The following is a 23,806-nucleotide window of genomic DNA, read 5'->3' as shown; positions in this document are numbered from 1 at the left end:
TAGTAGCGGCCCCACAGCAATGTTAGCGCAGCTGCGGGGCCGCTGTGTTACATGCCTTTTACAGCACTTGCCGCATCTTGAGCGCATGCGGTAGCGGTATAGTACGCGGGAACGTGCCATAGCTCCATAAGCTTCCATCCGCCCGCAACACGAGGGCATGATGCTCCCCAAGCGCCACTTCTCGGCAGTCACTTTCTTTCACTAATTTCTTGAAGTACATCGTGCCCGGCATTTCATGTTGAAAGACTTGGTAAGGGTTACCCGTGTACCATAGCGTTCCATCAGTGGCTACAGCCATCGACACAGAAAGATTAGCGGCAATACTGCGCCAGCGTACTTTGGCTGGTATTTGCTGCCAAACTGCGTCGTAGGCATCGCGCCCTTTATTGGGTAAATCCCGTCCGAGCGCCGTAGTATGGCCACAGCTCCATAGAGTTCCGTCGGAGCGAAGTGCAAGGGAATGCAAGCTACCGGTGGCAACCTTTTGCCAACCAGCGGCTGCTCCGGTTTGCGTTGGCGAACCAACAGTTCGCAGCTTCTGAGCAGGGCCTGACAAACCCAACTCCCCCATGTTGTTGCTGCCCCACCCCCACATGCTACCATCGGTTCGGGTTGCGAGAACATGAGAATCCCCTGCAATACTGGCCCAGTTGCGTGCCTTGCCTACTTGCACCGGCAGCCGCCCATTGGCTGCATCGCGGCCGCCCCAGTGCCACAGCGTGCCATCTTTTTTGCGCGCATATTTTCCTAAGCCGGTTGTTACCACATCAATCCAATCGTGGTCGGTTCCTATCTGCCTAGGCACTAATAACGGGGTGCTGCCGCCTATGTAGCCCCATTCCCAAAGTGTTCCGTTTTGCTTGATGCCAGCACAACTCGCAACCTTTAACCAATCCCGATCATGGCCTACTTGAGTGGGCTGATCGGTGCTTTGCAGATTCCCTAACCCAAGCTGCCCAACTGAGTTGTCGCCCCACGTCCACAAGGTGCCGTCTTTTTTCACCGCGGCGGAATAATTTCCTTCTGCTGCAAAACTTACAACGGGAGAATCTCCCACAGGAAAAACTCGGTGCAACTGGGTGTAATCAATGGTATTTCCAGGTTGTTCGTATGTGGAACTGCCCCATACCCACAACGATCCATCTGCTCGCATGCCCACCGAGTGAAACCTGCTACCTCCCACCGCAATCCAGCTACGAACCGAGCCTATTTGTTTGGGGGGCGCAATGATGGTTGTTTGATAGTACTGCTCTGTGCCTAACTGACCACCTGTGTTAAGACCCCATGCCCACAGTGAACTATCCTTCTGCAATGCCACAACTTGCTTACCCCAAGCAGCCTGGGCAAAATGCCATTTTTTACCGTTCCCAATGCGTATAGGCTCTTCTACATCGTTCGTTTGGCCCAGGTTATTTGGCACGACTAGCTGCCCAAACAGATTGCTTCCCCATCCCCATAAGCTTCCATCCTTTTTGATTGCCAACGCGCAGGACTCGTACCCCCCACCGGTCGTAATCGAAGCCCAATCCTTGCTTTGGCCTACTTGCATAAGTTCACGCTGACCGCTGTTGTAATCAATTGTCCAACGCCAAAGCGAACCTTCCGCAGAAACACCCTCGATTACTACCGACATGCCTATCTCCTTGATGCCCACTTGGCGCCAGCGCATACGCTGCTCATAAGCATTGCGTGGATGAGCAACGGGTTCAAAAGCAAGGATATCATTGCCTCCTTTGGATACCTGGTGCCAAGCCCAGAGGTATTTATCGGCTGAAATGGCCGTTAAGTAGCTTTCGCCTGCGGCTATACTCTTCCATGTGCGGCCTGTACCTAACTGCTCAAACTTTGGGCTTATTTCCGACTGACCATAGCTAGCCAGAATTTTGGCGCCCCACAACGAACCATCCCGTTTCAAAAGCAAAACCATATAGCGGCCTGCCACTACACTTTGCCAGTTGGCTTCTGTGGACAAGCGTTTCGGGGAAATTTTTTGAGCGGCAGTGTCGAGTTGCGTATGACGGGGGCTAAGCCATCCCCACAGCGTGCCGTCTGGACGCACTACCAAATTGTAGCCATCTTCGGTACATGCAATTGCTTGCAAGGAGTATTGGGCACAAGCTTGGTTTGACCAACCGCAGGCTACAAAAAACAAAGCCCACAACCACTTGAAAGATAAAAACCGACTGATCGGCAGGGTGATATTGCGGCTCATTAGTAGCTACTTTAAACTTCAAAAGTACAGCAAGCTGCCTAAATCAGAGCTTTGCCCGCTGCCGTTTTCGGCTGAAACTGGACCTAGGATTCGCTCCTTGCGTAGTAGTTAAAGTTGCTTCACTTGTAAACTAGTTTACCATGCTACGAGCCGTTGACCATCCCGACCACAACCTTCTCACCTTCATCATTAACGGGCCCATTTCGCGGGCCGACTACGACCAAGTGGTGCCCGTGCTGGAGCAGAAAATTGCCCGCTGGAACAAGGTGAACGTGTGCGTGGAGGTGCGCCGCTTCGACGGCATTTCGCTGCGGGCGCTTTGGGAAGAAATTCGGCAGGATATCAAGCACTACAAGGACTTTAACCGCGTGGCCATCGTAACGGCAGAAAGCGCATTGGTGAACGCGGCCGTGGGTTTGGGCACCAGCCTCACGCCGGCCCTGATCAAGCACTTCAGCCCCGCGCAAAAACAATCGGCCGAGGATTGGGCCCGCGGCCAGGCTGTGTAGCACGGCGTGCGCTAGAACCCAACGCAGGTGCCTGCTTTGCGGCACACTACACCGCACCTAGGGCCTTTGGCTGCGCGAGCCCAGGCTACGCGCTACCTTTACGGCCACAACCCTATTTCTTTTCCATGGACGAATTCATGCAAGCCGCCATCGACGAAGCCCGCCTGGGCCGCTCGGAAGGGGGTATTCCGATTGGTTCGGTATTGGTGCGCAACGGCCAGATTGTGGGCCGCGGGCACAACAAGCGCGTGCAAGAAGGCTCTGCCATCAAGCACGGCGAAATGGACTGCCTGACCAACGCCGGCCGCCAAAGCACCTACCGCGACACCGTTATCTACAGCACCCTGATGCCCTGCTACATGTGCGCCGGCACCATTGTGCAGTTCAAAATTCCGAAGGTAATCGTGGGTGAGTCGCGGACTTTCGACGGGGCCCGCGAGTTTATGGAAAGCCACGGCGTAGAAGTAATCAACCTCGATTTGCCCGAGTGCGTGCAGATGATGGAAGAGTTCATCGAAGCCGAACCCACCCTCTGGAACGAGGACATAGCCGAGTAACCTAGGGCCCAGCCCGTGCCCTGCCGCGCCCGCGCCGGCTTGCCCTACGCAAGCCGGCGCGGGCGCGGCGTTTGTAGGCAGCCGCGGGCCGGCAACATCCTGCGGGTGGTCGTATGCGTAGGTTGGCGAAAACCCAGGCGTCCTAAGCCGCGCCTATTTCCTTCACCGACTTTCTTGCACATGCTTCTGGACGACATCAACCGCGTCTTTGTTCATTACTGGGAACACCTTATCGAGCTGTTGCCCAAGGTGGTGGTGGCCATTGTGCTGCTGGTGGTGGCCATTTTTCTTTCCAACCGCATCAGCCACTTGGTTGGCGGCCGGCTTCACGCCCGCTCCCACGACCCCCTGCTGGCCGAATTCCTGACGCGCCTCACGCGCTGGGCCCTAATACTGCTAGGCCTAACGGTGGTGCTGCAGGTGCTCGGCATGACGGGCCTGGTGGGCGGCATGGTGGCCGGTGCCGGCCTTACGGCGTTTGTGGTAGGCTTTGCCCTGAAAGACATTGCCGAAAACTTTTTGGCTGGCGTGGTGCTGGCCTTCAACCGCCCGTTTCGCATCTACGACACCATCCAGATTCGCGACAACCAAGCCCTGATGGGCCGGGTAGAGGCCCTTAACCTGCGCACTACGCTCATCAAAACCTTCGACGGCAAGCACATTTACCTCCCCAACGCCATGGTGCTGCGCGAGCCCCTCATCAACTACACCCGCGACGGACACATCCGGCAGGACTTTCAGGTGGCTGTGGACGTAAGCCAGGACCCCGGCCCCGAAACCGTGCGCGACATGCTGCTTGAGTTTGTGCGCAACTTCAGGGACGTGGAGCGCGAGGAGCCGCACACGCCCTACATCATCCTGGAAAAAACCGAGGGCCCAAAAGCCACTTTCCACGTTTATTTTTGGACGTATTCCGAAGAGTACCGCCGCGGCACCCAAGAGCTAAAAAGCGACCTGATGCAAGCCATCAGGCAGCGGCTGCTCCAGCAAAACTACCCCGAGCCGGCCACTGTGCAGTAGCGACGATTGGAAGGATGAGATGGATGAGCGGATGAGTAGATGAAAGTTGACGCAGCTTCAGTATGCACCTTCATCTACTCATTTACTTATCCAATCATCAATCCACCCTCATCCACTCATCGATTTTGCGTATCATGCGAGTAGCCAAAACGGCCGGATGTTTGCGGCGGGCTCAGGCCGCTGCCAAGTACCGCCTTCCGCATGCCCAAAAACGTTGTTCACCGTCTGCTTAGCCCGCTGTTGCTCTGGCGCCTGCGCCACGTCAGCGACCGGCTGTACCTGATTTTGGTGAGCATCTTGGTGGGCGCGCTGGCTGGCTTGGCGGCCGTGCTACTCAAAAACAGCGTGCACTGGGGCCAGGAGCTGCTCTACGGCTGGGTGCCCGAGCAAAAGCGGGTGTTTGCGCTCTTTCTCTACCCCATCATCGGCATTGGCCTAACCGTGCTGTTTACGCGCTACGTGTTGGGCGGGCAGCTGGGGCGCGGCATCGGGCCCATCATTTACTCGGTGGCGCGTCAAGGCTCGGTGGTGCCCCGCTCGCGCATGTACTCGCAGTGGGTTAGCTCGCTGCTAACGGTGACGTTTGGCGGCTCGGCGGGTTTGGAGGCGCCCATTTCGGTTACGGGCTCGGCCATTGGCTCCAACCTGGCGCGCGTGCTGCGCGTGAGCCGCCGCGAGCGGCGCCTGCTGGTGGGCTGCGGGGCGGCGGCCGGCGTGGCAGCCATCTTCAACTCGCCCATTGCGGGGGTGCTGTTTGCCGTGGAGGTGGTGCTCAGCGAGCTGTCGGCCCCATTTTTTATTCCGCTGCTCATCTCCTCGGCCACGGCTACGCTGGTCTCGAAGCTGCTGTTTTCGGGCCAGCCATTCGTGCTCATCACCACTAGCTGGTCCGTCGATACGGTGCCGTTTTACCTGCTGTTGGGCCTAGGTGCGGCGCTGCTGTCGGTGTACATGATCCGGATTTACTTCGCGGCCGAAAAGTGGTTTGAGCGGTGGCGCGGCACCTACCGCAAGGTGGCGCTGGGCGGCACAGGCTTGGGGGTGCTGGTGTTCTTTTTTCCGCCGCTCTACGGCGAGGGCTACAACATTGTGCAGTCGTTGCTGAGCGGCGAGCCAAGCCACCTGCTCGACGCAAGTATTTTCTCGGTGTACCGCGACGAAAACGTGTGGATTTTGCTGCTGGTAGCCGGCAGCTCCATGCTGCTGAAAGTGTTGGCCACGTGCATCACCATCGGCGCGGGCGGCAACGGGGGCATGTTCGGTTCGTCGTTGTTTTCGGGTGCGCTGTTGGGCTTCGTTATTGCGCGCCTCATCAACCTGAGCGGCCTGTTTGTGGTACCCGAGGTGCACTTTGTGGTGCTGGGCATGGCCGGCACGCTGGCCGGTGTGGTGCACGCCCCGCTCACGGCCATCTTCTTGATTGCCGAAATCACGGGCGGTTACGCCTTGTTTGTGCCACTGATGTTTGTTACCAGCTGTTCGTACATCATCACGCGCTATTTCGAGCCTTACTCGGTGTACACGCGCAAACTGGTGCAGCGCGGCGTGTACGTGCACCAAGACCGCGACCGGGGCCTGTTGGCGCAGCTCGACTTGCCCCGCTTGGTCGAAACCGACTTCGAGCCTGTGCAGCCCGACGCTACCCTAGGTGAGCTGGTGGATATTTTCCGCCACGCCACCCGCAACCTTTTTCCGGTGGTCGATAACGACGGTGCTTTGGTCGGCATTATTTCCCTCGACCAGGTGCGCGATGCCCTCTTCGACGAGCAGCACTACACCACCACCCGCGTGAGCGACCTGATGACCGAGCCGCCCGCCACCGTCAACGTCGATGACACCCTGCTCGACATTCTGCGGTGCATGGAGCAGCTGAATGTATGGGCCTTGCCCGTGCTGAAAAACGGCCGTTACGTGGGCTTTTTGCTGAAGTCGGCCATTTTGGCCGGCTACCGCAAGCAGCTTATCAAGGAAAGCGAGTAAGCACAGGCATTTCCAGTTCAGGCGTTGGTAAGGGTTGAGTGGAGAGGCTGCTCCGGGCAGTCCGCAGTTTCCCCTGGACGGCGTTTTCGGTTTCAGGCAGGCCGAAAACCTTTGCAGCCGGCCCAGTTTGGCGGGTTCGGCTAGCGCCGCGTGGTTAAGTTTGCAGCCCCATACGCCTATGCAGCAGCACCCCACAGTAGCCATTATCGGCGGCGGCCCGGCCGGGCTGCTGGCCGCGCAGCACCTAGCCGAAGCCGGCGTGCAAGGCATTGCCGTGTTTGAGGCGCAGGCCACGCCGGGCCGTAAGTTTTTGGTGGCCGGCCACGGCGGTTTCAACCTCACCAACGGCGAACCGGTTACTGCTTTTGGCCCGCGCTATGGCCACCGCCAGCAAGCCTTCGAGCAATATTTGGGGCATTTCGGGCCCGATACGCTTCGCCGTTGGGCGGCCAACCTGGGCATTGCTACCTACGTGGGCAGCAGCGGACGCGTGTTCCCGATCGAAGAGCACAAACCTGCGCACTTGCTGCGGGCGTGGTTGCAGCGCCTCCAGCACCTAGGCGTGCAGTTGCACACGCGGCACCGCTGGCTGGGCTTTGGGCCCGGTGGCGCGCTGCTGATCCGCGACGAGCGCACCGGTGAGGAGTTGGCCGTGGCTCCCAAAGCCACACTGCTGGCCCTGGGCGGCGCTAGCTGGGCCAAAACCGGCTCCGACGGCCGCTGGCTGCCGCTGCTGGAGCAAACCCTGGGCCTGCAAAGCGTACCCTTTCGGCCGAGCAATTGCGGCGTGGAGGTAGCGTGGTCCGATTTTTTTCGGCAGAAAGTAGGCCGGGCGCCCCTAAAAAACGTGGTCTTGCGCTGCGCTTCCCACGAAGCCCGCGGCGAGGTAATGCTCACCGAGTACGGCCTCGAGGGCACGCCCGTTTACGCGCTTACCCCCGCCATCCGGGAGGCGCTGGCCGCCCCGGCACCGGCTCCGCTGCTGCTCAACTTCAAACCCGACCTAGGGCCTGCCGATGTGCTGCAGCGGTTGCAGCAGGCCCGCCGCGGCCGCTCTTTGCCCGATGTGCTGCGCCAAACGCTAAAACTTGGGCCGCCCGTGCCAACGTTGCTGCGCGAGGCCGCCCCCGCGGCCGGCCTAGCCAACCCCGAGCAACTAGCGACCCTGCTCCAGGCCCTGCCCCTGCCCATTACGGCGCTGCGCCCGCTCGACGAGGCCATCAGCACGGCCGGCGGGGTACCATTTGAGGAGGTAGACGAGCACCTAATGCTGCTGCGCCGGCCCGGCGTGTTTGTGGCCGGCGAAATGCTCGATTGGGAGGCGCCCACCGGCGGCTACCTGCTGCAGGGCTGCTTTAGCACCGGTGCGTGGGCGGCGCGGGGCATGCTGGCGTGGCTGGGGCACAGGGCTTCCTAGGTCGCGCGCGGCGGCCCTGTGGTGTGCAGCGGGTGCGGTTAGTCGCCGAACGGCTCCACCTCGTGGGCTTCGGCCTCGGCCAATATGCGGCGTGCTTCTTCCACCAAATGGTTGCCTGGGTCGCGTTCGGTGCGGTAAATCAGCCCGAACAACACGAAGAAGGAAACAATCGGAAAACAGCAGCCCAGCGCAAACCACAACCAAAACGAGCGGCCGTAGCTCTGGGCGCAATAGCCCGTAACCAGCGGCAGCCACATCAACGCACAAATCCCACCAAGAAGTAGATCCACCAGCATACCAACGCAGGGCCAAGAAATGAAGGCTAGTGCCTGTTACCCAAGTTAAAGCAATTCTGCTGAGCATGCAACCTTGCGGCGCGCCCGCGATAGTGCATCAACCCGGCCGCGGGTAAATTGTTGCGGGCCCGGCCCCTTGGTTTTCGCTCGCGGCTGCCGGGCTTGCGTATACCTAGCGTTGGGTTTGCACGTACCTTGCCTGGTGTTGGCGGCGGCGGCGCGGCCAACTGGCTTTATCACCTCCTGATGTGGGAATACCAAAGTTTGTTTCGGGTCTCGGCGCAGTTGTTTGCCGAGGGCATATTTAACCTGCTCGATCGTACGCTGCGGCCCGATGTGTTTTTAGTAGGCTTGGCCGTGTCGCGGAGCGCTGAGGCGCCGGATGCCGTTCGCCTCGAAACCGCCTCGCACGACTACACCACGGCCGATTTCGCTTACGTGAAAGAGCGGGCGGCCTCGCTCGAGCGCGAAGGCGCCTACGAGCCCGTGTACCACCTTTACCACGAAGAGCAAGACCGCCTCGAAAAGCACCGCTGGTACTTGCTGCTGCGCCGGGCGCTGGAGCTGGAGCTCGAAGGCAAGGCCAACCAGCTGGGCCGGCGGCTTTTTTGCTCCATGCCGGTGCTCCTGAACGGGTACCTCATTATGGCTGTGCTGCAGCTGGCGGCCGAGCCCTTTGGCAGCTACCACGCCCTGCCGGCCAACGCCAAAACGCCCGACGCCCGCCCCGTGTCGTTGCTGCACGCGGTGGTGCGCGAGTTTCTGCTCGATTGCAGCAAGGCTTTGCGCGGCACCGACCTCGACCAGGAAGAAGACCGGCCCATACTCGACCGCGACTACAACGAACTGCTGCGCGCCGCGGGCCGCCGCTTTATGCACGCGCCCTCGAGCGGCAACCACGGCCTCTACGATGCCTGCAACGGCATTGCCGCTTTGCGGCACGAAGGCATTGAAGGCAAAGGCACCATGCTTATTGCGCGGCGCAACCACCCAGCCGTGGTGCCCGTGCTCATGCTGGAAGCCCCCGTACCCTTGCGCGACCACCGCTCCGTGCGCAAGTTGCTCGAAATGAGCGAGGGCCGCACCGCGCTTATTTCCGATGGCACGCAGGTTTTTGGCCTAGGTCACCTGGCCGAGCCTTCCGACGAGCAGTACGAGCCGCTGTTTATGGTGCGCTTTACCACCCACCACAACTGGGAGCTAAGCCACGCCAACCAGCTGATGATGCGCGTACTATCGGGCACGCCGCGCTTGCCGCAGGCCCGCATCAACGAGCTGTTTTTTGCTGCTACCATCGAGCGTTTGTGGCCCAACCTCGACACCAGCACCGTTGAGAACCTGTGGGAGTTGACCATGAAAGCCACCACGCAGCGCACCGGCACCATTCTGGTGGTATCGGAAAACGCCGCTGCCGAGGCCAAACGCCTTACCCGCCAGAGCTTTCGGGTGGCGCCTAGGTTTATCACGCCCTCGGTGCTGTGCCTCGTTACCAACATCGACGGCGCCGTGCTCATCGATCCGCAAGGCACGTGCTTTGCCATCGGGGCCATTCTCGACGGGCTGGCCACCGAAAAAGGCGACTCCTCGCGCGGTTCGCGCTACAACTCGGCCGTGCGCTACGTCGAAAGTGCCCGCTACCCTACCTTGGCCGTGGTAGTAAGCGAAGACGGCTGGATCGACTTGCTCTCCTCGAAGAAATAACGACCGCGCCGCCATTGCCCATCCAGGCCAAAAAGCAACACGGCGCCCCGAGCTTGGCGTTGGCCGCTCCGGCGCTGAGCAGCGCCTAGGTGCTCAAGTCAACCAAAGCCTTGTTGCACAACGGCAGCGCCATTAAACCCGGCTTGGGCGGGCGCTGCTGTACCAATAGGTCGTTTGCCGAGCCTGTTTACTTGCCTGGTGCCAATGCTTACCCAAGCACCTAGGGTTTGCGTACAAGTAAACAGATGAGCTACTTGGCTCGCTCCTACCCCTATGGCTTCTTCCGCTTCCATACAGCACCGTTACACCAACGTGCGCCCCAACCTGCCGGCCGATACCGATGCCCGCCTGCGCTGGGTCGACCACGTGGCGCACCTCATGGACAGCCAGTTCCGGCTGCCCGGCACCAACTTCCGCTTCGGCCTCGACCCGCTCCTGGGCCTCGTTCCGGTGGTGGGCGACCTAGGCTCGTTCGCCGTTTCGGCCGCGCTCATCATGACGATGGTACGCCACGGGGCCTCGCGCAAAGTCATTATCCTCATGGTGCTGAACGTGCTGCTCGATACCACCGTCGGCAGTACTCCCATCATCGGCAATCTGTTCGACTTCGCATACAAAAGCAACGAGCGCAACGTGCGCCTGCTGCGCCGCCACTACGCCGAGGGCCGGCACCAGGGCCGCGGCACGGGCATATTGGTAGTGGTGGCCGTGGGCTTGCTGCTGATGTTCGGGCTGGTGGCCTGGGGCCTTGCGAAAGCGGTGATGTGGCTGTGGCAGTACGGCGAGCAACACTGGGCCTTTTAGCCCACCCGCGGGGCCGAGCATTGCTCGGCCCCGCTTTGCTTATTGCGCAGCCGATAGCCGCCTGCAAACTACCTTTGCCCCCGTGAACACCCGACGACGTAGCACCCCGGGCTGGCTGCGGGCATTGCCGCTGCTGGCCATTGCGGCTTCGAGCTGCCTGCAACTCCAGAGCGACGAAGACAAACAGGCCTATGCCGAGCAACAGCTGATGGCCCGGCACGATGCCCTCATGGCCCGCATGCACGAGCTGTACCAACTGCGGCAACAGCTGGCCAAGGTGCCCGACACCGCAGCCGCGGGCCGCCAGCGCCGCTCGTTGCTGGCCGCCGACAACGCTATGATGAGCTGGATGCACCAATACCGCAAACCGGCCGACACCGTGCGGCACGAACGCGTGATGGCATATTTTCAACGTCAGCAGCACCAGATCGACTCCGTGGGTGTTTTAATGCAACAGAGTATCGACTCGGCCCAAGCCCTGCTGGGCTCGGCCGCCAAGCCGACCGCTTCTTCCCGCTAATGATGTTTCGTTCCTCGTTTTTCCGCTCGCTGCTGGGTTTGGCTACGGCCGCCCTGCTCCTGCCCGCCTGCCAATCGGGCAACACCAAACAAACCACCGCCCGCCTGCCCTACCTCGGCGAACCCGACGTAGCGGCCCCCGGCGACACGGTGTACCCGCGCATCCCGAGCTTTACGCTGCTCAACCAGGATAGCGTAACCGTAACGCCCGCCACGCTGGCCGGCAAGGTGTACGTGGCCGATTTCTTCTTCACCACCTGCCCCAGCATCTGCCCCAAAATGTCGAGCGAGATGCTGCGCGTGTACGAGAAATACAAAAACGATCCGCGCGTGGGCTTCGTGTCGCACACCATCGACCCCGAGCACGACACCCTGCCCGTGCTGCGCGATTATGCCCAGCGCCTAGGCGTGCAAAATGCCCAGCAGTGGCACTTCGTTACGGCCCCGCGCGACACCATTTACCGCTTGGCCGGGAAGTACATGGCCGCCGTGGAGCGCGACAAAACCGCCCCCGGCGGGGCCGTGCACAACGGCGCTTTCGCGCTCGTCGACACGCAAGGCCACGTGCGCGGCCTCTACGACGGCATCAACCCGCAAGAGGTCGACCGTTTGCTGAAGGATTTGCCCGTGTTGCTTGAAGAAGTAGCGCCCGGCAAAGCCACCGCCGCCAAGTAAGCCGGCTCTGCCCGCCGCTCAGCTGCTCTTCGCAGCCAACCCTAGGTAACGAAATGCCTAGGGCTGGCTGCCAGGCACTGATTTTCGTTACACCTCCCCGCACCCAATGGCCCTTCGTCCTACTCCTGCTTTGCTGCGCTCGGCGGTGTTGCTGGCCGCTGCCGCCTTGGCTTTGCCTAGCTGCTTTACCGACCGCCAGAACGAGGGGCAAAAGCTGTACGCCAACCATTGCGCCAGCTGCCACGGCGACCAGGGCCAGGGCTTGCGCCGCCTGATTCCGCCCGTGGCCGGCGCCGATTACCTCACCAAGTACCGCGCCGACCTTCCCTGCCTTATTCGGCGCGGGCAACAAGGGCCCATTGTGGTAAATGGCGTGCACTACAACCAAGTAATGCCCGGCCACGAAGACCTTACCGACTCGCAGATTACCAACCTGCTGAACTACGTGCAGTCGGCGTGGGGCAACAAGGGCGAGAAGTACACCATCCGCGAGGTAAGCGAACTGCTCGACCGTTGCCAGGGCTCCGATGGCCAATAGCTTGCTCTTGCTTAACGCAGTACCGTTTAGCTACCTAGGGCTGTGGCAACAAGCTTTTCAGCCGATTAGCGGCTCGGCAGCTGGTTGTTCGGCCAAACCTCATTAGTTTGCATCTTCATCCGCATACCGAATTATGGGTCTGTTTGACTTCCTGAAGAAAAAGCCCGCCGACGAAACGGCCGCAACCCCGGCGCCGGCCCAACCTGCTGCTACCACTTCTGCCCCTGCGGCCCCTGAGGCCGAGGATACCAAAACGGCTGGCGGCCCGCGCTACCAGCGCCCGGCCTTTGCGGCCAAATCGGCCGCCGAAATGCAGCCGGCCGCCCCGGCCTTGTCGTCGATGCCGGAGCTGCCGCCCATGCCCGAAATGCCGGCCATGCCGCCGTTCGACCCCAAGAACAACCTGGAAAATGCGTTGCTGATGGCTTCGCAGGACCCACAGTTCCGCCTTGCGTTTTACCACGAGCTGCTGAACGCCGAGGTGCTGGTGCTCACGGCCATCCCCGAAGGCGGCCAGCCCGGCGAAATCACCGTGGACGAAGGCGCCGAAATTCAGCTGCAAGTGCTGCACGACGGCCGCATTCCCATGTTCTCCTCGGAGGAGCGCATTATCGAAGGCGGCGCCTCGGCCAACGAGGTGGCGTTTATCCGGGTGCGCGGCGAAGGTTTCCTGCACATGACCAAGGGCGCCGAGTGCGTGCTCAACCCCTTCTCGCCCTACGGCAAACTGCTGGTACTGCCCGAAATCGAAGACCTGCTCAGCGGCCGCATTTTTGCGCCGCCCGCCGAGGAGGCCCAAGGTCCGCAAGCCCAGCTGGTGCCCATGGCCGAGCACCCCGCCGAGCTGAAAACAGCGCTGCAGGATTTTTGCGCCCAGCACCCCCACATCGAGGCGGTGTACCTCTCCGATGTGCTGATCGAAGGCGAAGAAGCCCCCACCCGCATGTTGCTGGCCTTTAAGGTTGATGGCGAGGACATGGAGTTCCTGCAAGAGCTGGGCCCCATTTTGCAAGCCCACCTGCCCAACCAAGATACCATGGACGTGGCTCGCCTGAGCCCCGACCCCAACGAGCCGCTCACGCAGTACTTCAACCAGCAAGAGCCGCTGTACGAGCGCACCCTGGCTTAAAGGCCCTAGGTGCCTGCGCCCGTTGGCCGCGCATCAAGCAAAAGCCCCGCGCCGGAACGGCAGCGGGGCTTTTTGTTGAAGTTGCCCGAAGGACTATTCGGCCGCCTGCGCCGCGGCTTGGCGGCGCGCCACGCCCCGCAGCACCGGCAACAGGCCCGCGTACAATACCAGCACCACCGGCACCGAGCCCAACAGCCACAAAATCAGCGCACCCACCTCGGCCCGCCAAAATAACTGCAGGGCCGCCGCCCAATCGTGGCTAAGCAGGTATTGCACCCGCGCCAAGGTAATTTGCGAGCCGCCCGGCTCGCCAAGCAAGCTGGCGCCTTGGCGCAGCAGCGGCAACAGCAGCAGCAGCTGCACGGGGCTCAGCAAATGGCTGATGAGCAACATGGCGCCCACGTTTAGCCGCAACCACACGGCCACCGCTGTACCTAGCACGCTCGTAACGCCCAGCAGCGGCACCAGCCCAAAAGCCGTACCGAGGGCAATGGTAAGCGCCAACTGCGTGGGCGAAAGCCCTTGGCGCAGTTGGCTTAGCAACGGCTCCAGTACACGACGACGAAAAAAACCAGAACGAGTGGGCGTAATAACTGATGACATGCCAAACAGAAAAGCAGCGCGAGTACCGAAGATGAGTTGGTGAGTAACAGCCAACCCTGCCGCCGCGTTCTAACAACTTTCGCGCCGCGGCCAGCCTAGGTTGCAGCGCGGCCGATTATTTATGACAAAAATACGCCCTACCGGCCGCCTGCACCAACGTTGGCCCGATGTACTTGTGTTGCTGCGCCGCGCCGGCCGCGAGTTGGCGGCGCACGATCCGCTGCGCTTGGGCGCCGCTACGGCTTTCTTTACCACTTTTGCCCTGCCGCCCATCCTCATTCTGTTCATCAGCGTGCTTGGGTCGTTGTACCCGGCCTCGCAGGTGCGGGCTTTGCTGCTGGCCAAAATTGCCGACCTGGTAGGCGCCACCGGCGCCGAGCTGCTCGAGCAAATCGTCACCAACGTGGTCAACATCGAGCGCAACCTAGTGGTGTCGGCCCTGGGTTTCGTGTTCCTGATGTTCGTGGCGACTACGTTGTTCGTGGTTATCCAAAACTCGCTTAACGACTTGTGGCAGGTGCGGCCGCGGCTGCAAAAAGGCCGGCTGGGGCGCGTACTGCGCGAACGGAGCCGCTCGGGCATGGCACTGGCGGCCACGGCGCTGCTGTCGGTGGTGGCCCTGCTGGCCGACTCGGGCCTGCACTTGTTTGGCGAGCTGGTGGCCGACCTAGGGCAAAACCTACTACTGCTATTGGTGCAGGGCCTTAACAGCCTCATTTCGCTGCTGATTTTGGCGGCGTGGTTTGGGCTGGTGTTCCGCAACCTCAGCCACGCCTACGTGCCCCAGCCGGCCCTGTGGCGCGGCGCGCTGCTTACGGGCGTGTTGTTTGAAATAGGCGAGCAGGTGCTGCACTTGCTGCTGCGCCCCCGCAACCTAGGGCCCATCTACGGGCCGGCTTCGTCGGTGGTGCTGCTGTTGCTGTTCGTGTTCTACTCCGCCATGATTTTCTACTTCGGCGCCAGCTTCACCAAAGTGTACGCCCAGTACGCCGGCCACCCGCTGCGCCCCAAGCCCTCGGGCGTGCGGTACCGGTTGGTGAACCTGCCGGAGCCCGACCAGGTGCCCGCACCGCTGCCCAACGCTACCGCCGAATAGGTTTGCGCCGCATATCAGCAGCCTGCCGCGGCAACGTTTTGTACCTTCGTGGCCCGCTTTTGAAATTCAGCCGATGTCCGACGCTCCGATTACGCCTGCCCCCGCCGCTCCCGACTTTACCGCCCTTGGTTTGGCCGAGCCCTTGCAGCGAGCTTTGCAAGAGTTGGGCTACACCCAACCCACCGTCATTCAGGAGCAGGTAATACCGCTGGTGCTGGCCGGCCAGGACATTGCAGGACAGGCTCCTACGGGCTCGGGCAAAACCGCGGCCTACGGCTTGCCCCTGCTGCAAAAGCTTGATTTGCAGCTTGATGCCGTGCAAGCCATTGTGCTGGTGCCCGCCCGCGAGCTGGCCCTGCAAGGCCGCGACGAGCTCAAGCGCCTCGGCAAATACCTGCCCAACCTGCGGGTGGCGGCTTTTTACGGCGGCCACGGCTTTCAGGACGAGGCCAAAAGCCTGAAGCAAGCGCCCCACGTGATTGTGGCCACGCCCGGCCGCCTCTTCGACCACCTCGACCGCCGCACGTTCATCCCGAACAAGCTGCAGGTTCTGGTAATCGACGAAACGGACAAGCTGCTCGACCTGAAGTTTCAGGAGGCGCTGGCCAACATTGTAGCGCGCCTGCCGCGACGCCGCCAAACCCTGCTGTTTTCGGCCACCATGCCCGACAAGGTGCTCGATCTGGTGCGCAAGAACCTTACGCGTCCGCGCCACATCGAGGCCGGCGACACCGGCGAATCGTTGCCCGAGTCGCTGACGCTGCTGGGCTACGTGGGCGACGCCGAGAAGAAACCTGCCGCGCTGTTTCATATTCTGCAAAAGCCCGAAACCGGCCGCGCCCTCATCTTCTGCAACACGCGCCAGCGCTGCGAGGAGTTGGCCCGCTTCCTGAGCAGCCGCGGCGTAGCGGCCGAAGCCCTGCACGGCAAAATGCCTCAGCCCGAGCGCGACAAAGCCCTGCTGAAGCTGCGCAACGGCTCGGCCCTGGCCCTGGTAGCCACCGACGTAGCGGCCCGCGGCATCGACGTGCAGGACCTCGACACGGTTATTCAGTTTGAAATTGCTGACAAAGCCGACACGTTTCAGCACCGGGCTGGCCGCACCGCCCGCGCTGGCGCCACCGGCACGGCCCACATTTTGGCCACTCCGGCCGAGCAGTCCCAGGTGCAGCGCTGGCCGCTGTCGAAGGAAGTGAAATGGGATAAGCTACACGCCCCAGCGCTGCCGCCGGCTGCCAAAACCATTAAGCCCACCACCGTTACGCTGCACGTTTCGGCGGGCCGCAAAGACAAAGTAAGCGCCCACGACCTGGTAGGTGCCTTGGTGAACGTAGCGGGCCTGCAACGCGACGAGGTGGGCCGCATCGAAATTTTCGACCACTACAGCTACATCACCGTGCCGCGCGAGGCTAGCAAGGCCGTGCAATCAAGCATGGCCGGCGCACGCATCAAAGGCCAAAAAGTTCGGGTGACGGAAGTGCGGTAAGCACCGCCCCACCCACGCCGCGGCAAAGCCGCCCGGCCCGGAGCAATGCTCCGGGCCGGGCGGCTTTGCCGCGTTCAGGCCCCTAGGTACACTTCACCACCACTTACCTAGGGGCCTAAATGGCGGCAGCGTTGGCATCGGCTATAAGGGAGTTCGGAGAGAAAGTTTGATCGTTGAATCAAATTATTCACATCGATCAATGAAAAATGCAGCAAGCTCGACCATAAGGCAGTACATTGTGGCTCGCTAACCTACCTACACACCGATGCATAAAGCTTTACTTCCTTATTTGCTGGCTTGCCAGCTGATTCTTGGCCTGGGCGCCAGCAGCCACGCCCAATCCGCTGCCCCCGGCGGCGGGTACACCGCTTGGTTTGAGCTGCGCAACAACGTGCTGGTGCTGCACTCCGATGGCAAAAGCAAGCCCGTGAGCAAGAGCGTGACTCTGCTGAACGGCACCCGCATCGACCACCAAACCCGCACGGCCACCCTGGCCGATGGCAAAACCGTGCCGCTCCGCGAGGGCGACCAAATAAGCCTCGACGGCAGCATTATCCCTGCCGGAGGCAGCGCCGCAGCGCCCAAGCCCGCTGCGCCCGCGGCCCAACCCGCTGCAACGGCGGCGGCGGCTCCTGTTGCCCCAGCCCCCGAGGCGCCCGTAGCAGCGCCCGAGCCTGCCAAACCCGCTCCGGCGCGGTTTGCTTACGAGCCGGCCGCGCCGCGCAACGGCAAGCTCAAGGGCGTGGTTGAGTTGGGCTCAAGTGGCTTCAACTCGTTTGTGGTTCGTGTGGATGCCGACAAGCACTGGAAACTGGAACGCTCGGAGTTTGGCAACAGCTTGGTGCTCGAAAACATTGCCACCGAAGAGGACGTGCGCCGGGGCCTGAAAACCTACATCGGCCAGATGCTTGACTACGGCGTGCGCGGCCAGGACATTCACTTCGTGGTCAGCTCCGGCGCAATGATGGCCGACGTAACCAAACGCATCGTGCAGAGCCTTAAAGCCCTGGGCTACGTAGCCACCACCGTTACGCCCGAGCAGGAGGGCGTGTTTGGGCTGCACGCCGTGTTGCCGAGCAGCTACGCCGGCCGGGCGTTTGTCGTCGACCTAGGCTCGGGCAACACCAAAATATCGTGGCTGCAGGGCTTGCGCCCCGTAAGCGAAGACACCTACGGCGCCAAGTATTACCAGAAAAACACCCCCGACGCCACCGTGGCAAGCCACGTGCGCGAGCAAGCCAGCAAAGTGCCCGCAAACCAGCGCAGCACCTGCTTTATCATCGGCGGCTTTCCGTACGAGCTGGCCAAGGCCGCCCGCCAGGGCCAGGAGCGCTACACCGTGCTGCGTTCGGCCACGGAGTACGCGCAGCTAACCGGCGCCAAAAACTTGGCTGGCCTCAACATTTACCAGGCCTTGCAGCAAGCCACGGGGTGCCAGGAGTTTGTGTTCGATTGGGACGCAAACTTTACCATCGGCTACGTGCTGTCGTTGCCCTAGGTGCCGGAGTAGCCCACCGGCTTGGGCAGCCGCCCGGGCTTGGTGGTGCGCCCAATGTTGCCTTATTGGTTTTGGCCAACGGCGCCCACCGGTGTCCGTTCAGCTTTATTTTGTCATGATATTGCGTTTTATCTACCTGTTGCTAAGCGGGTTGTTGCTACTGCTGAGCCCTGTTCGGGCGGCCGACAACCCAACTCCTCCCCGCTCCCTCGACGGCCTGTGGAAAGGCCCGCTGAAAGTACCCGGCGGCCAGCTCGAAGTTATTTTCCGGTTGGTGAAGCTGACCGGTGGCCAGTACTTCGCCACCCTCGACGTACCGCTGCAGAAAGTAAGCCACATGGCCGTGCACGTAGACGTGCGCAACGACACCGTGGTGTTTTTTGCCGAAGAAGCAGCCTCGCGCTTTAGCGGCCGCCTCAGCCCCGACGGCCAGCAGCTAACCGGCCAGTGGCACCAACCCAGCTACGAGGTACCCATGTTGCTGCGCTACGCCCCGCCGGCCACCGCGCCCGGCGGCAAAGTGCGCCTCACGCCGCCCTACCGCGAAGAAGAAGTTGCCTTTGCCAACGCCGGTGCCGCCGTGCGCCTGGGCGGCATGCTTACGGTGCCCCCCGGCCCGGGCCCGTTTCCGGCGGTGGTGCTTGTGCCCGACGCCGGCCCCCTCGACCGCGACGCCACCGTGGGCGAATACCGCCCCATGGGCGCACTGGCCGACTACCTCACCCGCCGCGGCATTGCCGTGCTGCGCTGCGATGCCCGCGGCGTAGCCAGCTCCGAAGGCACGCCCAACCCCACCCTTGCCGAGCGGGTAGCCGATGTGGAGGCAGCCCTGAACTACCTGCGCACCCGCCGCGAAGTGGATTTTGCCCGCCTCGGCGTGCTTGGCCACGGCGAGGGCGGCAACGTGGCCTTGCTCTCGGCTACGCGCGCGTTGGGGCCGGCCTTTGTGGTAGCGCTGGCCGCCGCCGGCCTGCCTGGGCAGGAAATGGCAGTGGCCCAGCAAAAACGGCTGCTGCAGTCGATTGGGCTGGAGGCGGCCCAGGTGGCAACCGTGGTGCAGCGTCAGCAGCTTATGCTCGACGTGATCCGCCAAACGCCCGACAACCAACAGGCCCAGGCCATGGTGGTGAACATGCTGCGCCAGAGCAATACCGCCCTGGAGCCCGCCGCCGCCCAGGCCGCTGCCGCCGAGCTTACCTCGCCGCGGTACCGGTTCCTGCTTGGCTTCGACCCCGCCCCGCTGCTGGTAGCCGTTAAGTGCCCCGTGCTGCTGCTCAACGGCACCGCCGATGTAAGCGTGGATGCCGAAACCAACTTGGCAGCCCTAAGCAAAGGTCTGCGCGGCAACCACGCCGTAACGGTGAAAAAACTGCCGGGCGTAAACCACGGTTTTCAGTCCGACCCCGCCGAGTGGCCCATCGTATCGGGCGAGCGGCGGCCGGTGTTTTCGCCGGTGGCCCAGGAGCAAATCCGGGCCTGGATTATAGCCCTCCAGAGAAAGTAAGCCTCCGTCACCTAGGGCCTCCGGGCTTCGCAACGCGGCCGGTGGGGTGGCGGGCACTGGCCCGCCGCCCCACCGGCCGCTGCCGTTGTAACCAACCTAGGGCGGGCGCGTTGTAGCGCAGCATGAGTTACTTGATTGGCTTGGCCCTACTGGCCGGCATTTTCTTTCTGATTTACCGCTACGTCACCAGCGGCTCGCGGCAGCGCGCCCAAGCGTTGGCCCAACCTTTTCCGGAAGCATGGCGCGAAATTCTGACCGAGCGCGTGGCCTTTTACAGCGCCCTTACCGACACCGAAAAACTTCGCTTCGAAAAGCAAGTGCAGCTGTTTCTGACCCAAACGCGCATCACCGGCATCAAAACCCGCATCGACGACAACACCCGCCTGCTCGTGGCCGCTTCAGCCATCATTCCCATCTTCGGCTTTCGGGGTGGTTGGGAGTACGACAACCTAGGCGAAGTGCTGGTGTTCCCAGATGCCTGGAAACTGCCCACCGACAAAGAACAGGAAGTGGCGCCGCTCGAAGGCACGCTCCTCGGTTCGGTACAAAACTTCCAGACCGACCACTACATGCGCCTTTCCAAAGCCGCCTTGGAGCAGGGCTTTCGCGACGCGAAAGACAAGCAAAACGTGGGCATTCATGAGTTCGCGCACTTGCTCGACGAAGCCGACGGCCAAATCGACGGCGTACCGCTGCTGATGCTGCCCCGTGAGCTGGTACCGCAGTGGAAACAGCTGATGCAAGCCGAGATGGAGCAAATTCAGGCGGGCAAATCGAGCATCGGCGACTACGCCGGCACTTCGCCGGCCGAGTTCTTTGCCGTGGTGCTGGAGTACTTTTTCGAGAAGCCCGAACAGCTCGAAAGCCACCACCCCGAGCTGTACCAACTGCTCACGCGCACTTTCCGCCAGGACCCCGGCATGCGCTTCGCCCGCTTCGACCCGCGCCGCCTGCTAAAGAAAGCGCCCAAGCGCCTAGGCCGCAACGACCCATGCCCTTGTGGGTCGGGCAAGAAGTTCAAGCAGTGCTGCCAATTGGAGGAGGTAGCCGAGCTGCAGTCGTAGTAGGCTTGCACTGGGCTGCTAGGTGCTTTGTCGGTTCTGCAGATTCGCCGCAGGATGATTATTTTGGACGCATTCCGCAGCCAGTAGCATTCTGGCTAGCATCCCCACGCACTGGTTCTCATGAAAAAGCAACTCCTTCCTTTGTTTGCAGCCACGCTGCTGGCGGGCTGCGCCCAAAAAGCCTCGGCCCCCGCGGCGGCTACGGCTACCGAAACGGCACCGGCGGCTACGGCCCCAGCCCCGGTAAACTGGCGCGAGCAGGCCGATCAGTTTCTGCAAGCGTATTCGGCGAAGTACCAGCAGCTTTACACGCAATCGGCTGAGGCCGAGTGGCGCTCCAACACCCGCATTGTGGCCGGCGACACCACCAACGCCGCCGCCACGGCCCGCGCCAACGAAGCCTTGGCGGCCTTTACTGGTTCGGTCGAAAACATCAACCGGCTGCGCGAACTGCTCGAGCACAAAGCCGACCTGACGCCGATTCAGGTAAAGCAGCTGCAAACCGCGCTGTACAACGCGGCCGGCTCGCCCCAAACCGTGGCCGATGTGGTGAAGCGCCGCATCAAAGCCGAAACCCAGCAGACGGAGACGCTCTACGGCTACGATTACAAGTACAACGGCAAGTCGGTAACTACCAACGACCTCGACCGCGTGCTGCGCGACGAGAAAAACCCGCAGCGCCGCCTCGCTGCGTGGGAAGCATCGAAAGCCGTTGGCCCCACGCTCAAGGAGGGCTTGCTGAACCTGCGCACCCTGCGCAACCAGGTGGTAAAAGCCCTAGGTTACCCCGACTACTTCACCTACCAGGCCTCCGATTATGGCATGACGCGTGAGGAGATGATGGCCCTGGTGCGCAAAATCAACACCGAGCTGCGCCCGCTCTACCGCGAGCTGCACACCTACGCCCGCTACGAGCTGGCCAAAAAATACGGCCAAAAGCAGGTGCCCGACTACTTGCCCGCCCACTGGCTGCCCAACCGCTGGGGCCAGGACTGGAGCGCCATGGTTGATGTAAAAGGGCTGAACCTGGACGCCGCCTTGCAGAAGAAAGGCGCCGAGTGGCAGGTGCAGCAGGCCGAGCGCTTCTACCAGAGCTTGGGCTTCCCGGCCCTGCCCAAAAGTTTCTACGAAAAAAGCAGCCTCTACCCGCTGCCAGCCGGCGCCAACTACAAGAAAAACAACCACGCCTCGGCCTGGCACATGGACCTGAACCAGGACGTGCGCAGCCTGATGAGCGTGGAGCCGAACACCGAGTGGTACGAAACCACCCACCACGAGCTTGGCCACATTTACTATTACCTCTCCTACACCAACCCCGATGTGCCGGTGCTGCTGCGGGGCGGCGCCAACCGCGGCTACCACGAGGCCATGGGCTCGCTGATGGGCTTGGCCGCCACGCAAAAACCTTTCTTGGCGGGCCTAGGCTTGGTGGATGCTAAAACCCAGACCAACGAAACGCAAACTTTGCTGAAGGAGGCGCTCAACTACGTGGTATTCATTCCGTTTGCTTCGGGCGTAATGAGCGAGTGGGAAAACAGCTTCTATGCCGACAACCTCTCGCAAGACCAGCTGAACGCCCGCTGGTGGGAGCTGGCCAAGCAGTACCAAGGCATTGTACCGCCCACCAACCGCGGCGAGCAATACCTCGACCCGGCCACCAAAACCCACATCAACGACGACCCGGCGCAGTACTACGATTACGCCCTTAGCTACGTCATCCTGTTCCAGCTGCACGACCACATTTCGCGCAACATCCTGAAGCAGGACCCGCACGCTACGAACTACTACGGCAACAAGGAAGTTGGCAAGTTCCTGCACGACATCATGTACCCCGGCGCCTCCGCCGACTGGCGCCAGCTCCTCCGCGAGAAAACCGGCGAAGACCTCTCGGCCCGCGCCATGGTAGCCTATTTCGAGCCGCTGATGACGTACCTCAAGCAGCAAAACAAGGGCCGCAAATACACGATGTAATTGCGGCATTGCCAAAACAAAGCGCGGGCGCAACCAATTGGTTGCGCCCGCGCTTTGTTTTGGTGGGTTTGCGAGCGGCTGGCTAGCTGGCGTTGCTCACCGGCATCAGGCGTCACGTGTTTTTCCCTAGGTAGCCCGGCAATTAATAATTGGCTTCGGCGGCGGGCAGGTCGATAAGGATGAACTGGGCGTCGCGCTCGGCCCGGATGTGAATTACGTGCTCGTCGGTGGAGCGCACCTGGTCGCCGGGGCCCATTTCGGTGCCGTTCACGAAGATGCTGCCTTCTTTCAGGTAAATGAAGGTGTTGCGGATGGGAAAGGTCTTGAACTCGATTTCCTTTTCGGCGCGCAGGTTGCTCCAGTAAATGGTGCTGTTCGAGTTGATGTACACCACGTCTTCCAACACCTTTTGGCCCGATACCAGCGGAATCAGCTCGTTTTTGCTGTCCAGGAAATCGATATCCTTCTGCTCGTAGCTCGGCGAGAGGCTCTTCATGTTCGGGATAAACCACAGCTGGTAAAAGCGCAGGGGCTTATCGGTGCGGTTGTACTCGGAGTGGGCCAGGCCGGTGCCAGCCGTCATGCGCTGCACCTCGCCGGCCTTGATGGTGGTTTTGTTGCCCATCGTGTCCTCGTGCGTAATCTCGCCCTCCAGCACAATGCTCACGATTTCCATCTCGTGGTGCGGGTGCTGCGGAAAGCCCGCGTTCGGCGCCACCGTATCGTCGTTGAACACGCGCAACGGCCCGAAGTGCATGTTCTTGGGGTCGTAGTACTCGGCAAAGCTGAACAAATGGAAACTGCTGAGCCAGGCAACGGGCTGGGCGTGGTAGCGTTCGGTAGCCGGAATGTAAGTGAGCATGGTCGTGGTCGGGCTTGGGGTGTCAGGGGGTGTGGTGAGGATGCAATATAAGCTGCCCCGCATACGCGGCTCGGCAGGCTAAAGTTAGACCGCGGATTGGGGCAGATTGTTCGGATTCGGCGGATTTCGTGGCCCAGGCAATTGCGCCTCGGCTTAGTTGCTTAGCTACCAGAGTACCCAAACCCATCCGCATAATGCGCATCATCAGCCAATCGAAGGTTCCTGCCTAGGTGCTGTGCTTCGCCAATGCCCCTAAGACCTAGGGCGTGGCTTGCCTTACCTGGGCAGCGCACCGGCCACCTAAGGCCCGCCCCAAACGCAAGCAGCCCGACCAAACGGCCGGGCTGCATGTACGGTTACGTCCA

The 23,806-nt window shown here is 61.5% G+C and carries 21 protein-coding genes; 17 read left to right on the top strand and 4 right to left on the bottom strand.

Annotated features, from left to right (window positions below; genetic code table 11):
- Positions 1 to 58: 58 nt before the first annotated feature.
- Positions 59 to 2,212 (bottom strand): RCC1 domain-containing protein, encoded by a 2,154-nt coding sequence (locus D3Y59_RS03460; RefSeq protein WP_119443790.1) that lies wholly within the window; start codon positions 2,210 to 2,212, stop codon positions 59 to 61.
- Positions 2,213 to 2,352: 140 nt separating this feature from the next.
- Here D3Y59_RS03460 and D3Y59_RS03455 point away from each other — a divergent pair, with 140 nt between their 5' ends.
- The 5 genes from D3Y59_RS03455 (at position 2,353) to D3Y59_RS03435 (ending at position 7,695) form a co-directional block, all read left to right on the top strand.
- Positions 2,353 to 2,721: a SpoIIAA family protein gene (locus D3Y59_RS03455; protein WP_119443789.1), complete on the top strand. Its 369-nt coding sequence runs from the start codon at positions 2,353 to 2,355 to the stop codon at positions 2,719 to 2,721.
- Between the two features lie 125 nt (positions 2,722 to 2,846).
- Positions 2,847 to 3,278 (top strand): nucleoside deaminase, encoded by a 432-nt coding sequence (locus D3Y59_RS03450; protein WP_119443788.1) that lies wholly within the window; start codon positions 2,847 to 2,849, stop codon positions 3,276 to 3,278.
- A 180-nt stretch (positions 3,279 to 3,458) separates the two neighbouring features.
- Entirely contained in the window at positions 3,459 to 4,298 is an 840-nt protein-coding gene (locus D3Y59_RS03445) for a mechanosensitive ion channel family protein (RefSeq protein ID WP_119443787.1), read from the top strand.
- Between the two features lie 201 nt (positions 4,299 to 4,499).
- Complete coding sequence (locus D3Y59_RS03440) at positions 4,500 to 6,278, top strand: chloride channel protein (RefSeq protein WP_119443786.1); 1,779 nt, start codon at positions 4,500 to 4,502, stop codon at positions 6,276 to 6,278.
- A gap of 178 nt (positions 6,279 to 6,456) precedes the next feature.
- Positions 6,457 to 7,695 (top strand): BaiN/RdsA family NAD(P)/FAD-dependent oxidoreductase, encoded by a 1,239-nt coding sequence (locus D3Y59_RS03435; protein ID WP_119443785.1) that lies wholly within the window; start codon positions 6,457 to 6,459, stop codon positions 7,693 to 7,695.
- 38 nt (positions 7,696 to 7,733) lie between these two features.
- Here the strand turns inward: D3Y59_RS03435 and D3Y59_RS03430 are convergent, their stop codons facing one another.
- Positions 7,734 to 7,985, bottom strand: a complete 252-nt coding sequence (locus D3Y59_RS03430; RefSeq protein ID WP_162910422.1) for a bacteriorhodopsin — start codon at positions 7,983 to 7,985, stop codon at positions 7,734 to 7,736.
- A gap of 252 nt (positions 7,986 to 8,237) precedes the next feature.
- Between D3Y59_RS03430 and D3Y59_RS03425 the strand changes: the two genes are divergently transcribed.
- The 6 genes from D3Y59_RS03425 (at position 8,238) to D3Y59_RS03400 (ending at position 13,357) form a co-directional block, all read left to right on the top strand.
- Positions 8,238 to 9,692, top strand: coding sequence for a diadenylate cyclase (locus tag D3Y59_RS03425; protein WP_119443783.1), 1,455 nt, complete (start codon positions 8,238 to 8,240; stop codon positions 9,690 to 9,692).
- A gap of 273 nt (positions 9,693 to 9,965) precedes the next feature.
- The gene (locus tag D3Y59_RS03420) at positions 9,966 to 10,496 is read left to right on the top strand and encodes a DUF4112 domain-containing protein (RefSeq protein WP_119443782.1); all 531 of its coding nucleotides are present in this window, start codon (positions 9,966 to 9,968) and stop codon (positions 10,494 to 10,496) included.
- Positions 10,497 to 10,578: 82 nt separating this feature from the next.
- The gene (locus D3Y59_RS03415; protein WP_162910513.1) at positions 10,579 to 11,016 is read left to right on the top strand and encodes a hypothetical protein; all 438 of its coding nucleotides are present in this window, start codon (positions 10,579 to 10,581) and stop codon (positions 11,014 to 11,016) included.
- Entirely contained in the window at positions 11,016 to 11,690 is a 675-nt protein-coding gene (locus D3Y59_RS03410; RefSeq protein WP_240410495.1) for an SCO family protein, read from the top strand. The genes D3Y59_RS03415 and D3Y59_RS03410 overlap by 1 nt, the downstream gene beginning before the upstream one ends.
- A 106-nt stretch (positions 11,691 to 11,796) precedes the next feature.
- Positions 11,797 to 12,228, top strand: a complete 432-nt coding sequence (locus tag D3Y59_RS03405; RefSeq protein ID WP_119443780.1) for a c-type cytochrome — start codon at positions 11,797 to 11,799, stop codon at positions 12,226 to 12,228.
- A 133-nt stretch (positions 12,229 to 12,361) separates the two neighbouring features.
- The gene (locus D3Y59_RS03400) at positions 12,362 to 13,357 is read left to right on the top strand and encodes an enhanced serine sensitivity protein SseB C-terminal domain-containing protein (RefSeq protein WP_119443779.1); all 996 of its coding nucleotides are present in this window, start codon (positions 12,362 to 12,364) and stop codon (positions 13,355 to 13,357) included.
- Positions 13,358 to 13,450: 93 nt separating this feature from the next.
- Here the strand turns inward: D3Y59_RS03400 and D3Y59_RS03395 are convergent, their stop codons facing one another.
- Entirely contained in the window at positions 13,451 to 13,960 is a 510-nt protein-coding gene (locus D3Y59_RS03395; protein WP_119443778.1) for a DUF2062 domain-containing protein, read from the bottom strand.
- A 121-nt stretch (positions 13,961 to 14,081) separates the two neighbouring features.
- On the opposite strand from D3Y59_RS03395, the gene D3Y59_RS03390 reads away from it, so the two are divergent.
- From D3Y59_RS03390 to D3Y59_RS03365, 6 genes are all read left to right on the top strand, one after another.
- A complete protein-coding gene (locus tag D3Y59_RS03390; RefSeq protein ID WP_119443777.1) occupies positions 14,082 to 15,056 on the top strand; it encodes a YihY/virulence factor BrkB family protein in 975 nt (324 codons plus the stop codon).
- 73 nt (positions 15,057 to 15,129) lie between these two features.
- A complete protein-coding gene (locus D3Y59_RS03385) occupies positions 15,130 to 16,542 on the top strand; it encodes a DEAD/DEAH box helicase (protein ID WP_119443776.1) in 1,413 nt (470 codons plus the stop codon).
- Positions 16,543 to 16,807: 265 nt separating this feature from the next.
- Positions 16,808 to 18,040: a DUF6799 domain-containing protein gene (locus tag D3Y59_RS03380; RefSeq protein WP_162910512.1), complete on the top strand. Its 1,233-nt coding sequence runs from the start codon at positions 16,808 to 16,810 to the stop codon at positions 18,038 to 18,040.
- 115 nt (positions 18,041 to 18,155) lie between these two features.
- On the top strand, positions 18,156 to 19,544 hold the full coding sequence (locus D3Y59_RS03375; protein ID WP_119443774.1) for an alpha/beta hydrolase family protein: 1,389 nt from the start codon (positions 18,156 to 18,158) through the stop codon (positions 19,542 to 19,544).
- 122 nt (positions 19,545 to 19,666) lie between these two features.
- Entirely contained in the window at positions 19,667 to 20,608 is a 942-nt protein-coding gene (locus D3Y59_RS03370) for a zinc-dependent peptidase (protein WP_119443773.1), read from the top strand.
- Positions 20,609 to 20,728: 120 nt separating this feature from the next.
- A complete protein-coding gene (locus D3Y59_RS03365; protein ID WP_119443772.1) occupies positions 20,729 to 22,579 on the top strand; it encodes a M2 family metallopeptidase in 1,851 nt (616 codons plus the stop codon).
- A gap of 142 nt (positions 22,580 to 22,721) precedes the next feature.
- On the opposite strand, the gene D3Y59_RS03360 is transcribed toward D3Y59_RS03365, so the two are convergent.
- The gene (locus tag D3Y59_RS03360) at positions 22,722 to 23,441 is read right to left on the bottom strand and encodes a pirin family protein (protein ID WP_119443771.1); all 720 of its coding nucleotides are present in this window, start codon (positions 23,439 to 23,441) and stop codon (positions 22,722 to 22,724) included.
- Positions 23,442 to 23,806: the final 365 nt, after the last annotated feature.

Origin of the sequence: Hymenobacter oligotrophus, assembly GCF_003574965.1 — a bacterium.
GTDB lineage: Bacteria > Bacteroidota > Bacteroidia > Cytophagales > Hymenobacteraceae > Solirubrum > Solirubrum oligotrophum.
The sequence above is the reverse complement of the archived record's forward strand: the minus strand, read 5'-3'. Positions and strand labels throughout refer to the sequence as shown.

What these genes read in the sequence shown, in the direction of transcription:
- D3Y59_RS03460 (WP_119443790.1), bottom strand. Translation starts at nt 2,212, where the DNA reads ATGAGCCGCAATATCACCCTGCCGATCAGTCGGTTTTTATCTTTCAAG.
- D3Y59_RS03455 (WP_119443789.1), top strand. Translation starts at nt 2,353, where the DNA reads ATGCTACGAGCCGTTGACCATCCCGACCACAACCTTCTCACCTTCATC.
- D3Y59_RS03450 (WP_119443788.1), top strand. Translation starts at nt 2,847, where the DNA reads ATGGACGAATTCATGCAAGCCGCCATCGACGAAGCCCGCCTGGGCCGC.
- D3Y59_RS03445 (WP_119443787.1), top strand. Translation starts at nt 3,459, where the DNA reads ATGCTTCTGGACGACATCAACCGCGTCTTTGTTCATTACTGGGAACAC.
- D3Y59_RS03440 (WP_119443786.1), top strand. Translation starts at nt 4,500, where the DNA reads ATGCCCAAAAACGTTGTTCACCGTCTGCTTAGCCCGCTGTTGCTCTGG.
- D3Y59_RS03435 (WP_119443785.1), top strand. Translation starts at nt 6,457, where the DNA reads ATGCAGCAGCACCCCACAGTAGCCATTATCGGCGGCGGCCCGGCCGGG.
- D3Y59_RS03425 (WP_119443783.1), top strand. Translation starts at nt 8,238, where the DNA reads ATGTGGGAATACCAAAGTTTGTTTCGGGTCTCGGCGCAGTTGTTTGCC.
- D3Y59_RS03420 (WP_119443782.1), top strand. Translation starts at nt 9,966, where the DNA reads ATGGCTTCTTCCGCTTCCATACAGCACCGTTACACCAACGTGCGCCCC.
- D3Y59_RS03410 (WP_240410495.1), top strand. Translation starts at nt 11,016, where the DNA reads ATGATGTTTCGTTCCTCGTTTTTCCGCTCGCTGCTGGGTTTGGCTACG.
- D3Y59_RS03405 (WP_119443780.1), top strand. Translation starts at nt 11,797, where the DNA reads ATGGCCCTTCGTCCTACTCCTGCTTTGCTGCGCTCGGCGGTGTTGCTG.
- D3Y59_RS03400 (WP_119443779.1), top strand. Translation starts at nt 12,362, where the DNA reads ATGGGTCTGTTTGACTTCCTGAAGAAAAAGCCCGCCGACGAAACGGCC.
- D3Y59_RS03395 (WP_119443778.1), bottom strand. Translation starts at nt 13,960, where the DNA reads ATGTCATCAGTTATTACGCCCACTCGTTCTGGTTTTTTTCGTCGTCGT.
- D3Y59_RS03390 (WP_119443777.1), top strand. Translation starts at nt 14,082, where the DNA reads ATGACAAAAATACGCCCTACCGGCCGCCTGCACCAACGTTGGCCCGAT.
- D3Y59_RS03385 (WP_119443776.1), top strand. Translation starts at nt 15,130, where the DNA reads ATGTCCGACGCTCCGATTACGCCTGCCCCCGCCGCTCCCGACTTTACC.
- D3Y59_RS03380 (WP_162910512.1), top strand. Translation starts at nt 16,808, where the DNA reads ATGCATAAAGCTTTACTTCCTTATTTGCTGGCTTGCCAGCTGATTCTT.
- D3Y59_RS03375 (WP_119443774.1), top strand. Translation starts at nt 18,156, where the DNA reads ATGATATTGCGTTTTATCTACCTGTTGCTAAGCGGGTTGTTGCTACTG.
- D3Y59_RS03370 (WP_119443773.1), top strand. Translation starts at nt 19,667, where the DNA reads ATGAGTTACTTGATTGGCTTGGCCCTACTGGCCGGCATTTTCTTTCTG.
- D3Y59_RS03365 (WP_119443772.1), top strand. Translation starts at nt 20,729, where the DNA reads ATGAAAAAGCAACTCCTTCCTTTGTTTGCAGCCACGCTGCTGGCGGGC.
- D3Y59_RS03360 (WP_119443771.1), bottom strand. Translation starts at nt 23,441, where the DNA reads ATGCTCACTTACATTCCGGCTACCGAACGCTACCACGCCCAGCCCGTT.